Source organism: Roseburia amylophila, assembly GCF_025567465.1.
Taxonomy (GTDB): domain Bacteria; phylum Bacillota; class Clostridia; order Lachnospirales; family Lachnospiraceae; genus Roseburia_C; species Roseburia_C amylophila.
This window is the reverse complement of sequence record NZ_JAOQKI010000006.1, coordinates 115,246-128,352: the sequence shown is the minus strand read 5'-3', so window position 1 is coordinate 128,352 and position 13,107 is coordinate 115,246. Positions and strand designations below refer to the sequence as shown.

10 protein-coding genes and 1 other RNA gene are annotated in these 13,107 nt (G+C 42.0%); 10 read left to right on the top strand and 1 reads right to left on the bottom strand.

Annotated features, from left to right (window positions below):
• Positions 1-58: 58 nt before the first annotated feature.
• The 6 genes from purB to ssrA all read left to right on the top strand — a co-directional run bounded on the left by purB (position 59) and on the right by ssrA (position 6,396).
• Positions 59-1,492, top strand: a complete 1,434-nt coding sequence (gene purB / locus OCV43_RS05400) for an adenylosuccinate lyase (RefSeq protein WP_022242392.1) — start codon at positions 59-61, stop codon at positions 1,490-1,492.
• Between the two features lie 84 nt (positions 1,493-1,576).
• Positions 1,577-2,842, top strand: coding sequence for a phosphopyruvate hydratase (gene eno / locus OCV43_RS05395; RefSeq protein ID WP_022242391.1), 1,266 nt, complete (start codon positions 1,577-1,579; stop codon positions 2,840-2,842).
• 112 nt (positions 2,843-2,954) lie between these two features.
• Positions 2,955-3,194, top strand: coding sequence for a preprotein translocase subunit SecG (gene secG / locus OCV43_RS05390; RefSeq protein WP_022242390.1), 240 nt, complete (start codon positions 2,955-2,957; stop codon positions 3,192-3,194).
• Between the two features lie 142 nt (positions 3,195-3,336).
• Positions 3,337-5,502, top strand: coding sequence for a ribonuclease R (gene rnr / locus OCV43_RS05385; protein WP_262623587.1), 2,166 nt, complete (start codon positions 3,337-3,339; stop codon positions 5,500-5,502).
• Positions 5,483-5,950, top strand: a complete 468-nt coding sequence (gene smpB, locus OCV43_RS05380; protein ID WP_022242388.1) for an SsrA-binding protein SmpB — start codon at positions 5,483-5,485, stop codon at positions 5,948-5,950. Before rnr ends, smpB begins: the two co-directional genes overlap by 20 nt.
• 102 nt (positions 5,951-6,052) lie before the next feature.
• Positions 6,053-6,396, top strand: a transfer-messenger RNA (tmRNA) gene (gene ssrA, locus OCV43_RS05375).
• A 294-nt stretch (positions 6,397-6,690) separates the two neighbouring features.
• Here the strand turns inward: ssrA and OCV43_RS05370 are convergent.
• A complete protein-coding gene (locus tag OCV43_RS05370) occupies positions 6,691-7,086 on the bottom strand; it encodes a type II toxin-antitoxin system HicB family antitoxin (RefSeq protein ID WP_262623586.1) in 396 nt (131 codons plus the stop codon).
• Positions 7,087-7,416: 330 nt separating this feature from the next.
• On the opposite strand from OCV43_RS05370, the gene OCV43_RS05365 reads away from it, so the two are divergent.
• The 4 genes from OCV43_RS05365 (at position 7,417) to nrdG (ending at position 13,042) form a co-directional block, all read left to right on the top strand.
• Positions 7,417-8,559, top strand: a complete 1,143-nt coding sequence (locus OCV43_RS05365; protein ID WP_262623585.1) for an LCP family protein — start codon at positions 7,417-7,419, stop codon at positions 8,557-8,559.
• Between the two features lie 131 nt (positions 8,560-8,690).
• Positions 8,691-9,908, top strand: coding sequence for an iron-containing alcohol dehydrogenase (locus OCV43_RS05360; RefSeq protein ID WP_262623584.1), 1,218 nt, complete (start codon positions 8,691-8,693; stop codon positions 9,906-9,908).
• Positions 9,909-10,342: 434 nt separating this feature from the next.
• Positions 10,343-12,505 (top strand): anaerobic ribonucleoside-triphosphate reductase, encoded by a 2,163-nt coding sequence (nrdD, locus tag OCV43_RS05355; protein ID WP_262623583.1) that lies wholly within the window; start codon positions 10,343-10,345, stop codon positions 12,503-12,505.
• 18 nt (positions 12,506-12,523) lie between these two features.
• Positions 12,524-13,042: an anaerobic ribonucleoside-triphosphate reductase activating protein gene (gene nrdG, locus OCV43_RS05350; protein WP_117698216.1), complete on the top strand. Its 519-nt coding sequence runs from the start codon at positions 12,524-12,526 to the stop codon at positions 13,040-13,042.
• Positions 13,043-13,107: the final 65 nt, after the last annotated feature.

Genomic DNA, 13,107 nt, shown 5'->3' with positions numbered 1-13,107 from the left:
AGCCGAGCGGAGCACTGTGTAATTTATTTATATTATTTTAAGAAAAAGGAGCACACATATGAGTACCGATAGATATAACAGCCCATTATCAGAGCGTTATGCCAGCAAAGAAATGCAGTACATCTTTTCCCCGGATATGAAATTCCGTACCTGGAGAAGACTTTGGATTGCACTGGCAGAAACCGAGAAAGAACTTGGACTTGATATTACACAGGAACAGATTGACGAATTAAAGGCACACAAGGATGACATCAACTATGATGTGGCAAAGGCAAGAGAAAAAGAAGTCCGTCATGATGTTATGTCCCATGTATATGCTTACGGCGTACAGTGTCCGAAAGCAAAAGGAATCATCCATTTAGGAGCAACCTCCTGCTACGTTGGAGATAATACCGATATCATCATTATGTCAGAGGCATTAAAACTGGTTCGTAAGAAATTAGTAAATGTCATTGCAGAACTGGCAAAATTTGCAGATAAATATAAGAATCAGCCGACACTGGCATTTACCCATTTCCAGCCGGCACAGCCAACTACCGTTGGAAAACGTGCAACACTGTGGTGTCAGGAATTTATTATGGATTTGGAAGACTTAGATTATGTATTAGGCAGCCTGAAACTTTTAGGTTCCAAGGGAACCACAGGAACACAGGCAAGCTTTCAGGAGCTTTTTGACGGAGATCAGGAAACCATCGATAAGATTGATCCGATGATTGCACAGAAAATGGGCTTCAAGGAGTGCTATGCAGTATCCGGACAGACCTATTCCAGAAAAGTAGATACCAGAGTTGCCAACATTTTAGCAGGCATCGCAGCAAGTGCACATAAGATGTCCAATGACATCCGTCTTCTGCAGCACCTGAAAGAAGTGGAAGAACCGTTTGAGAAGAGCCAGATTGGTTCCTCTGCAATGGCATATAAGAGAAACCCAATGCGTAGTGAGCGTATTGCATCCCTTTCCCGCTATGTCATGATTGATGCATTAAACCCGGCAATTACATCCGCAACCCAGTGGTTTGAGAGAACTCTTGATGACTCTGCAAACAAGCGTCTTTCCATTCCGGAAGGCTTCCTTGCAATCGACGGAATCTTAGACCTTTGCTTAAATGTAGTAGACGGACTTGTTGTATATGAAAAAGTTATTTACAAACACATGATGAGCGAGCTTCCGTTTATGGCAACTGAAAATATTATGATGGATGCTGTAAAAGCTGGTGGTGACCGTCAGGAATTACATGAGAAGATTCGTGTACTTTCCATGGAAGCAGGCAAAAATGTAAAACAGGAGGGTAAAGAGAACAACCTTCTTGAGCTGATTGCAGCAGAACCTGCATTCCATACAACCTTAGAAGAACTGAAGCAGAATATGGACCCTGCAAAATATGTAGGAAGAGCACCAATTCAGGTAGATGCCTTCTTAAAGAATGTGGTACAGCCGATTTTGGATGACAACAAAGAGATTCTTGGTATGACAGCCGAGATTAACGTATAATCGAATTATTTCGAAAGAATAAAAAATCTTCTTTTGGAGATACTGAACTATTAATTCAGAATATTTTCAAAAGGAGATTTTTTTATGGCTGTAAAAATGACGATTACACGAATTCATGCAAGAGAAATATTAGATTCCAGAGGAAATCCCACAATAGAAACAGAAGTAACTGTGGAGACAGAGACAACCGGAAAGAAGTCGACTGCCCGGGCGGCAGCACCTTCCGGAGCCAGCACCGGAGAATTTGAAGCCATTGAATTAAGAGACGGCGGCGAGCGTTATGGTGGAAATGGTGTGCAGCAGGCGGTAGAAAATGTAAATACAAGAATTGCAAAAGCACTGATAGGCAGAAACGTATTGCGGCAGGAAAATCTAGATGCGCTGATGCTGGAACTGGATGGAACAGAAAACAAAGGAAGCCTTGGTGCCAATGCAATCTTAAGTGTGTCTTTAGCCTGTGCTAAAGCAGCGGCAAAAGCATTACAGATGCCGCTTTACCGCTATGTGGGCGGCGTAAATGCAGTGACGATTCCGGTGCCGATGATGAATATTTTAAATGGCGGCGCACATTCCGATAATAATCTGGATGTTCAGGAATTTATGATACTTCCAATTGGTGCTGACAGCATTACGGAAGGAATCCGCTGGTGTGCAGAAGTCTATCATCATTTGAAAAAATTATTAAAGAACCGTGGGTTGTCTGTGGCAGTGGGAGATGAAGGCGGTTTTGCTCCGAATATTGCAAATGAGGAAGAAGCCATCCAGCTTATTATGGAAGCCATTACCAAAGCAGGATACAGCTGTGGCAGAGGCAAGCAGTTTATGATTTCTCTGGATGCAGCCGCCAGTGAATGGAAAGGCAATGCTCCGGGAGAATATTATCTGCCAAAATCCGGCAAGCGTTATACCACGGATGAACTGATTGTTCATTGGGAAAAGATGATTCGCCGTTTCCCGATTTATTCCATTGAAGACCCGTTGGACGAAGAGGATTGGGATGGCTGGAAACGTCTGACAGAAAAAGTGGGAGATAAAGTGATTCTGGTAGGCGATGATTTATTTGTTACGAATCCGGTGCGCCTGAATAAAGGAATTTCCATGGGATGCGGTAATGCGATTCTGATTAAGCCAAACCAGATTGGAACGCTCTCAGAAACTATGGAAGCCATCCGCATGGCAAAAGAACATGGTTATGAGACCATCATGTCCCACCGGAGCGGCGAGACCGAGGATACGACCATAGCGGATTTGTCAGTAGGGCTTGGCAGTGATCTGATTAAAACCGGAGCACCGTGCCGTGGTGAGCGGACGGCAAAATATAATCGTCTGATTCGGATCGAAGAATCGTAATAGATTTCAGCAAAAATTCAATACAAATGCGAAATAAGTGGTTGTAATTTGTTCGTGTGTATGATATACTGTCAAAGTTACGAGTATTATAAATCCACAGGAGGTGTCATTCGTGGCAGTTTTAAAAACGGTTTTAACAGTTGTATTTATTATTATATGTATCGCATTGACAGTAATTATTCTTCTTCAGGAAGGTAAGTCCGCAGGACTCGGAGCAATCAGCGGAGCAGCTGATACTTATTGGGGCAAGAATAAAGGTCGTTCTATGGAAGGAATGTTGGTAAAGGTAACCAGAGTACTGGTAATCTTATTCCTGTTAATTTCCATCGTACTGAATATTGGAAGTTTCTAAGAACCAAAGAGCTGTCGTGTGAACGACAGCTTTTTTTACTTTACAGGAATTGCTTTCCTGTAAAGTAAAAAAAGCTCCGCGAGAATGTGACAAGGCACATTCTTTGTTTCATGAGCAGCGAGAAAAAATAGGAAAGAAAAGAATGGATAGAGAAGCACTGGAAAAAAGAAAGAAAATTGTATATGAGTTTATCTGTGATGACTTATATGTCCCGATGAAAGCCAAAGAGATTGCAATGATTCTGCAGGTATCCAAAGAGCAGCGGGAAGAGCTGCATGCGGTTTTGGATGCTTTGCTGGAAGAAGGCAAGGTAGAGCTGACCCAGAAGGGCAAATATGTAAAGGCTTCCGGAAGATTCTTAACCGGTGTTTATACCGGAAACAGCAGAGGCTTTGGCTTTGTGACGGTAGAGGGTGAAGAGGAAGATATCTATATCCCGGAGGAGAATACCAACGGAGCCATGCATATGGACACCGTATCTGTTGCAGTAAATCCGCAGAAGACCGGAAAACGCCGGGAAGGCAGAATTATAAAAATTATATCCAGAGGTCTGCATCAGATTGTCGGAACTTATCAGAGCAGTAAGAACTTCGGATTTGTGGTGCCGGATAACCAGAAGCTGGCGCAGGATATTTTTATTCCAATCGAACGTTCCAAAGGAGCAGTAGATGGACACAAAGTTGTCGTTGAGATTACCGATTATGGTAAAAACGGTAAGAAACCGGAAGGAAAAATTGTTGAAATACTTGGTCATATCAATGACCCGGGAACAGATATTTTGTCCATTGTAAGAGGCTTTGACCTGCCGACAGAATTTGCACCGAAGATTATGAAACAGGTGGAAAATGTAGCCAAAGAAGTCAGTGAGGCTGATATGGCAGGCAGGGAAGACTTGCGGGACTGGCAGATGGTGACAATCGACGGAGAAGACTCCAAAGATTTGGATGATGCGGTATCCCTTACTATGGATGGAGAAAATTATATTCTGGGCGTTCACATTGCAGATGTGTCCAATTATGTGCAGGAGCACAGCGCACTGGATGTGGAGGCATTGAACCGCGGAACCAGTGTATATCTCGTTGACCGCGTGATTCCGATGCTGCCCCATGCATTGTCCAATGGAATCTGTTCCCTGAATGCAGGAGAGAACCGGCTGGCATTGAGCTGCATCATGACCATTAACCCGAAGGGCAAGGTCATTGACCATAAAATTGTAGAGTCTGTGGTAAAAATTGACCGCAGAATGACTTATACAGCGGTAAAAGAAATTTTAGAAGACCATAACGAAGAAACAATTTCAGCATATCGGGAACTGGTTCCGATGTTTGAAAAAATGGGAGAGCTGGCAGCACTGCTTCGAGGGAATCGTATGAAACGCGGCTCGATTGATTTTGATTTCCCGGAAACGAAAATCCTTTTGGATAAAAATGGAAGACCATTGGAAATCAAGCCATACGACAGAAATACAGCTACAAAATTAATTGAAGATTTTATGCTGATTGCCAATGAGACGGTGGCGCAGGAATTTTTCTGGCAGGAGATACCATTTCTCTATCGTACCCATGAGACACCGGACGAAGAAAAAATCCGAAAACTTGCAACGTTAATTGGAAATTTCGGATATACACTGCATATCAGCCAGGAGGAAATTCACCCGAAGGAATTGCAGAAGCTGTTAGGAAAAATCGAAGGAACACCGGAGGAAGCATTAATCAGCCGGCTGACCCTCCGCTCCATGAAACAGGCGAAATATACCACAGAAAACACCGGACATTTCGGACTGGCAGCAAGCTGCTATTGTCATTTTACATCGCCAATTCGCCGTTATCCTGATTTACAGATACACCGTATCATCAAGGAAACATTGCGGGGCAGGATGAATCATAAGCGGATGGCGCATTACGAAACGATTCTGCCGGAAGTAGCCAAGCATTCCAGCGAGACAGAACGTCGGGCAGATGAGGCAGAGCGTGAGACTGAGAAGCTGAAAAAAGCACAGTATATGGTAGAGCATATCGGAGAAGTCTATGAAGGCGTTATTTCCGGGGTGACATCCTATGGAATGTATGTAGAATTGCCAAATACCGTGGAAGGGCTTGTGCATGTAACCAGTCTTACCGATGATTATTATCAGTATTTTGAAGACACTTTTGAACTGGTGGGCGAAGTAACAAACCGCCATTACAAGCTGGGACAGAAGGTATATATCCGGGTAATCGGTGTGGATGAAATTGTAAGAACCATCGATTTTGAATTGGCAGAGGCAACAGGAACAGGAGAAATGAAGAATGGGAAAAGAATCGATTAAGATGATTGCCAATAATAAGAAGGCAAGACATGATTATTTCTTGGAAGAACTTTATGAGGCAGGAATCAGCCTGCATGGAACAGAAGTAAAATCACTCCGTATGGGAAAATGCAGTATCAAGGAGTCTTTCATACACATTGAACATGGGGAAGTCATCATATATGGTATGCATATCAGCCCATATGAAAAGGGAAACATTTTTAACCGTGATCCGCTTCGTCCGAAGAAGCTTCTGATGCACAAAAATGAGATTCGTAAATTAGAGCAGAAGATTAAGGAAAAAGGTTATACCATTGTTCCGGTGGAAGTATATTTCAAGGGAAGTCTGGTAAAAGTCCAGATTGCGCTTGCAAAAGGTAAGAAGCTTTATGATAAGCGGAATGATATTGCAAAGAAAGATATGCGCCGTGAAGCAGAGCGGGATTTCAAAGTAAGAAATCTTGGTTAATAGGCGGATAAAAATTGTCAGTTAATGGCAATACAAACAGTGGTTCTATCTTTGCCTCTTGCAGGAATAGCGGAGGCAGGTTATAATAGAATAAATATATAAGGGCTAGTAAAGGTTTCGACAGGGATTATGAAGCTGGAGAAGCGAGCCGCAGGGTGATGCGTTAAATTCCAAACTTAAAATTAAACGCTAACGATAATAAATTAGCTTACGCTGCCTAATGGCAGCAGTCTGACCTAGAGCACTCACACTTTAGGACCCAGGCTTCGACTATGTGAGAAACGACACGGGCAAAGCTTTGAACCCGTGGGCGTATGATGAAGCTACTGAAACAGTTACGGTGTTCATACCGGAATTGCAGAGGGAATGTCAAATTATGAACTACGCTCGTAGAAGGACAGGGGATTGGTTTTTGGACACGGGTTCGACTCCCGTCTAGTCCACTGTGCGTGAACGTAGGCGAACCCCCTCAATCACGCTATTTAAAGGCATAAAAGAGTTCCAGCCAGTAGACATATGGTCTTCTGGTGAATGGGACTCTTTTCATTATACTTTTAGGATATGGAGTGTATCGAAGTTTCGCTCAATGGAGAAAGAGTACCGAGTGCGATAGTGCTGGCTGAAATATGCAGAGTATTGAAAGCACCAGCAGATGATATTCTTGAATTGAAGTGAGAAAAAATGCAGGAAAAGACTGAAACTAAAACTCTGGCTTGTTCTTTCTTGAATGTATACATAAATCATTTTTGTATCATAGACAATAGTGCATCCTGAAGAATTTTTGAAAAATTTAGGTGATTCTTTTCTCCATATGTATTTAGCCATGCTGGGATAGTTATATTTTTTCGGACAGCTTTTTGACCATATTTTATGGTATAAGCATCCATATCAAGGATAAGAAGATTGACAAAACTGTCTGAATCATGTGAAATGGCGTTATGTTTGGATGCAAGAGGAATTTTGTTTCCAGTTTCCAATTCGCCAAGTATCCATCCACTGGCGGCATCGGTAGCGGCTTCAATAGCGTTGATAAGGGAATCTCCTTCGGTTACACAACCTGGAAGGTCAGGTACAACAACCGTATAACCGTTGCCTTCGAGACATGGGGTAAAGATTGCGGGATAAATGAGTTTCATAAAATGTCCTCCAATACATAAGTATATTTATAAATATATACGCATAATGCACATGAAAAGTCAAGAAAAATAAAGTTATAATAGAATATAAAAATGTCCAAAGGATTGCCGCTTTATCGTGTGATGTGGCAGGTCTCTTTTGTCTCTAAAACCGATACAACTAAACTACGAAAACTTAAGATTTCGTTAAATTTATGGAACTGATTCTTAAGGTTGTCTGTGAGACATTGACCAACCAATTCCAGTAAGATATATTTGAATTAATGGGCTGCGGAAAAACAGTCCGGATTAAGGAGTATAAGTATATCAAAGTAAGGAGGAACTATGGGCATGGAAAAGCAGAAGGCGAAGACAGGTCCGAAAAAGAAGGTTGGAAAAAAGCAGAGAAGAAAGAGAAAACTGATACTTTTTATTGTAGAAGTATTAGTGATACTCATTTTGCTGGTAGTATTTTATGTAATGAGTAAGCTGAATAAAATCAATAATACCGGTTCCTTAGACGCGAAGAAGCTGAATATTAATATAGACAGCGAGACCCAGGAAGTGTTAGATAATTATACCAATATAGCTATCTTTGGAATTGACAACCGGAACAGTGGAAATTATGAGAGCGGAAACAGCGACTGTATCATGATTGCCAGTATCAATGATGATACCAAGGAAGTGAAACTTGTATCCGTATACCGGGATTCCTTTCTGGCAGTAGATGATAAAGACAGCCTGCGGAAACTGAATGCAGCTTATGCCAAGGGAGGACCGACCGGTGCAGTAGCGGCGTTAAATAAGAATCTGGATTTGAATATTACCGAATATGTATCCGTAGACTTCAATGCGGTAATGGAAGTTGTGGATGCATTAGGTGGAATAGAGTTGGATATTACCAGGGAAGAAGCCAGCAATATGCACATCTGGATTGATGAAATGAATGAAGTCATGGGAACCCATGGCAAGCCGGTTTCCGGACCGGGCGTGCAGCAGGTCAATGGAATACAGGCACTTGCCTATTGCCGTGACCGAATGAGCGGCGGAGACGATTTCCGCCGGACCGAGCGCCAGCGTATCGTAGTAGGAAAGATTGTAGAAAAAGCAAAGCAGGCAGACATCCTTACTTTAAATGATTTGGTAGACAAGCTGTTTCCGGACATTTCTACCAGCCTTTCTACCACAGAAATATTGGGACTTGCAGCCCATGTCAAAGAGTATGAGCTTGCAGATACCCAGGGCTGGCCATTCCAGTTAGACACCAAGATGATGGAAAAATCCATCGGAGCAGTAGTTGTACCAACGGATTTGGAGACCAATGTAGATTTATTGCACCGCTATTTATTTGATGTAGAGGATTATGAAACGACAGATGAGGTAAAAGAAATCAGCAAGGCAGTAAGTAACCGGACAGGAAAGACGGCAGCAGATACCACCCGGGATACGAATCCGCTGGTGCAGGATGCGGCTGCTGCTGAAATAACAGAGTAAGAGGAAAATATAACCAAATTTTATAAAAATTTCACAAAAAACAAGAAAAATCCAGTTACCTTTTGTATATTATTATGTTATGATAAAAATATATCAGTAAACATACAATGATTATCAAGGAGGTATTACGAATGCAGAGATTTACATTACCAAGAGATTTATATCACGGCAAAGGTGCATTGGAGGCACTGAAGAACTTTGAAGGAAGGCGCGCAATGATCTGTGTTGGTGGAGGCTCCATGAAACGGTTTGGTTTCCTGGATAAAGCAGAGGCATATCTGAAAGAAGCAGGTATGGAAGTGGAACTGTTTGAAGGAATTGAACCGGATCCATCTGTTGAGACCGTGATGAAGGGTGCTGCCGCTATGGAGAAGTTCAAGCCGGACTGGATTGTAGCAATCGGTGGTGGTTCACCAATTGATGCTGCAAAAGCAATGTGGATTAAATATGAATATCCGGATATTACCTTTGAAGACATGTGTAAGGTATTTGGAATTCCGAAATTAAGAAAGAAAGCACATTTCTGTGCAATTTCTTCTACCTCAGGAACAGCAACAGAAGTAACTGCATTTTCTATTATTACGGATTATGAGAAGGGAATCAAATATCCGATTGCGGATTTTGAGATTACACCGGACGTAGCAATCGTTGACCCGGAACTGGCAGAGACCATGCCGCAGAAACTGGTAGCCCACACCGGAATGGATGCGATGACACATGCAATCGAAGCGTATGTTTCAACTGCAAACAGTGATTTTACAGACCCGCTGGCACTCCATGCCATTGAGATGATTCAGCATGATCTGATTGATTCCTATAACGGAGATATGGCAAAACGTGATGCCATGCACAATGCCCAGTGTCTGGCTGGAATGGCATTTTCCAATGCACTGCTTGGAATCGTACATTCTATGGCACATAAGACCGGTGCCGCATTTGCCGACTACGGTGCACATATTATTCATGGCGCAGCTAATGCCATGTATCTGCCGAAGGTTATTGCATTTAATGCAAAGGATGAGACTGCAAAGAAACGTTATGGCGTGATTGCAGATTTTATGAAGCTTGGCGGAGAGACACTGGACGAGAAAGTCGCACTTTTAATCCAGTACCTGCGTAAGATGAATGATGACTTGAATATTCCGCACTGTATTAAGAACTACAGACCGGACAGCTATCCGGCTGAGCAGGGCTTTGTACCGGAAGAAGTATTCTTAGAGAGACTGCCTGAGATTGCAGCCAATGCAATTTTGGATGCCTGCACCGGCTCCAACCCAAGACAGCCAAGTCAGGAAGAAATGGAAAAACTGCTGAAATGCTGTTACTATGACACAGAAGTAGATTTCTAAAAAATAGATTAAAAATGAAGTAAGCCCCGTTTCGATATCGCATTGATATTTGAGACGGGGTTTTTACAGTCTGAAAAATGGTTTTACAAAGGTAATACCCCCACAGCACTGCGGGGGTACAAAGGGGAGTTATGAAAATTTATGAAAAAAGTTTTATCAAATAGAGAGACAAGACATTGGGGGATGAACCTGTTCTCTATTGATATTTGTAGTATACCCGGATTTTGTGAAAAATAATTGTCCAGATTATGAAAAAAGCGTTAAATTCTAAAAAATTTTTTCTGAAAAAATTTCATGAATCTTGTATATTCCCCTTGCGTAAAACACAAGATATGGTATACTGTATATGCGTTGAAGAGATTCGACACAAAATCTAGTACAGTTTTGTGCCGATTTTATGCGAATAGACTATTTTTTTATGGGAGAGGATTTCAATGAAAATCATTAAAAGAAGCGGCGCAGAGGCTGTTTTTGACATTTCAAAAATTATTATTGCAATCAATAAAGCAAACCATGAGGTGGTGGAAGCGGAACGATTGACTGCAGACCAGATTAAGGAGATTGCACAATATATAGAAGATTCCTGTAAGGATGCCAACCATGCCCTGAATGTAGAAGATATTCAGGACTTAGTGGAGGATCAGTTAATGGACAAGAGGGCTTTTTCTGTTGCCCGGAAATACATTACTTACCGCTATAAACGTGCCCTGGTACGTAAATCCAACTCTACGGATGAACAGATTTTAAGTCTGATTGAATGTAATAATGAAGAAGTAAAACAGGAGAATTCCAATAAGGATTCAACCGTAAACAGCGTGCAGCGTGACTATATGGCTGGTGAGGTGAGTAAGGATATTACCAGAAGATTCCTTCTCCCGGAGGATATTGTAGAGGCACATGAACAGGGAATTATCCATTTCCATGATGCAGATTATTTTGCACAGCATATGCATAACTGTGATCTGGTAAATTTAGAGGATATGTTACAGAACGGAACCGTTATCAGCGGAACCAGAATTGACAAGCCACATTCTTTCTCTACAGCGTGTAATATTGCAACCCAGATTATTGCTCAGGTGGCAAGCTCCCAGTATGGCGGACAGAGTATTTCACTGGCACATTTAGTACCATTTGTCCAGATCAGCCGCGAGAAAATTCATGCAGAGCTGGTGCAGACATTAAAAGAGAGCGATGTGGAGCTGAGCGAAGAGAAGATTAACAACATTGTGGAAAGAAGACTTCATGCGGAAATCGAGCGGGGCGTACAGGTTATCCAGTATCAGGTAGTAACCCTGATGACTACCAACGGACAGTCCCCATTCGTAACCGTGTTCATGTATCTGAACGAAGCAAAGAATGAGCAGGAGAAAAAAGACCTTGCCATGATTATAGAGGAAGTGCTAGACCAGCGTTATCAGGGTGTTAAGAATGAGGATGGCGTATGGATTACACCGGCATTTCCAAAGTTGATTTATGTATTGGAAGAGGATAATATCCATGAGGATTCGGAATACTATTATCTGACCAAGAAAGCAGCAAAATGTACTGCAAAGCGTATGGTTCCGGATTATATTTCTGAGAAGAAAATGAAGGAATTAAAAGATGGCAACTGCTATACCTGTATGGGCTGCCGTTCCTTCCTTACCGTATATCATGATGAAGATGGCAAGCCAAAGTTCTACGGTCGTTTCAATCAAGGCGTGGTAACCTTGAATCTGGTAGATCTGGCATGCTCTTCCGGCGGAGATTTTGAAAAATTCTGGAAGCTATTTGATGAGCGTTTGGATCTTTGCTACCGTGCATTGATGGCGCGTCATAACCGCCTGAAGGGAACACCTTCTGATGTGGCACCGATTCTCTGGCAGTACGGAGCACTTGCCCGTCTGAAAAAAGGCGAGACCATAGACAAGCTTTTATATGGTGGATATTCTACTATTTCACTGGGTTATGCAGGACTTTGCGAATGTACCAGATATATGACTGGAAAACCACATACCGACCCGGCAGCAACACCATTTGCCTTAAAGGTAATGCAACGGTTAAATGATGCCTGCAAGGAGTGGAAAGAGAAAGAAAATATTGATTTCTCCGTATATGGAACACCGCTTGAGTCTACCACCTATAAATTTGCAAAATGTTTACAGAAACGTTTCGGAGTTATTCCGGGTGTTACCGATAAGAATTACATTACCAACAGCTATCATGTGCATGTAACCGAAAATATCGATGCATTTACCAAACTGAAATTCGAATCCCAGTTCCAGGCACTTTCACCGGGTGGAGCAATCAGCTATGTGGAAGTTCCGAACATGCAGGATAATCTGGATGCTGTTTTATCTGTAATGAAATTCATCTATGAGAATATCATGTATGCAGAGTTAAATACCAAGAGCGATTACTGCCAGGTATGTGGCTATGATGGTGAGATTCAGATTGTAAAAGATGATGATGGAAAATTAGTATGGGAGTGCCCGCATTGTCACAACCGTGACCAGGATAAGATGAACGTGGCAAGACGTACCTGTGGTTATATTGGTTCCCAGTTCTGGAATCAGGGAAGAACCCAGGAAATCAAGGAGCGTGTACTTCATTTATAAAAAGAAAGTGAAAAGAAAATGCATTATTCAGCGATTAAATATAATGATATTGCGAACGGCACCGGTGTAAGAACGGTGCTGTTTGTATCCGGCTGCCGGAACCACTGTAAAGAGTGTTTTCAGCCGGAAACATGGGATTTTAAAAATGGAGAGGAATTTACAAAAGAAGTAGAAGATGAAATTCTTGCATCTTTGGAATCTCCCTATATCAAGGGACTGACTCTTTTGGGAGGAGACCCTTTTGAACCGGAAAACCAGCATGCACTGCTTCCGTTTATCAAGCGGGTGCGGACGGAACATCCGGAAAAAGACATATGGGCATATACCGGATATGTACTGGATAAGGATTTGGTACCGGAGGGAAGAAGATATACCGAGGATACGAAAGAATTATTATCCTTAATCGATGTGCTGGTGGATGGCCCTTATGTGGCAGAGCTATATGATATTACATTAAAATTCAAAGGTTCTTCCAATCAGCGTGTCATTGACTGCAGAAAATACAATGAAACAGGAGTCATTGAAGAACTGATGTAAACTGCGTGAAAGATAAAGTAGAATCCGGAAGGATTCTATTTTACTTTATAGCATTTTTATATTAA

Coding starts and splice junctions, on each gene's coding strand:
- purB (WP_022242392.1), top strand. CDS start 59: ATGAGTACCGATAGATATAACAGCCCATTATCAGAGCGTTATGCCAGC.
- eno (WP_022242391.1), top strand. CDS start 1,577: ATGGCTGTAAAAATGACGATTACACGAATTCATGCAAGAGAAATATTA.
- rnr (WP_262623587.1), top strand. CDS start 3,337: ATGGATAGAGAAGCACTGGAAAAAAGAAAGAAAATTGTATATGAGTTT.
- smpB (WP_022242388.1), top strand. CDS start 5,483: ATGGGAAAAGAATCGATTAAGATGATTGCCAATAATAAGAAGGCAAGA.
- OCV43_RS05370 (WP_262623586.1), bottom strand. CDS start 7,086: ATGAAACTCATTTATCCCGCAATCTTTACCCCATGTCTCGAAGGCAAC.
- OCV43_RS05365 (WP_262623585.1), top strand. CDS start 7,417: ATGGAAAAGCAGAAGGCGAAGACAGGTCCGAAAAAGAAGGTTGGAAAA.
- OCV43_RS05360 (WP_262623584.1), top strand. CDS start 8,691: ATGCAGAGATTTACATTACCAAGAGATTTATATCACGGCAAAGGTGCA.
- nrdD (WP_262623583.1), top strand. CDS start 10,343: ATGAAAATCATTAAAAGAAGCGGCGCAGAGGCTGTTTTTGACATTTCA.
- nrdG (WP_117698216.1), top strand. CDS start 12,524: ATGCATTATTCAGCGATTAAATATAATGATATTGCGAACGGCACCGGT.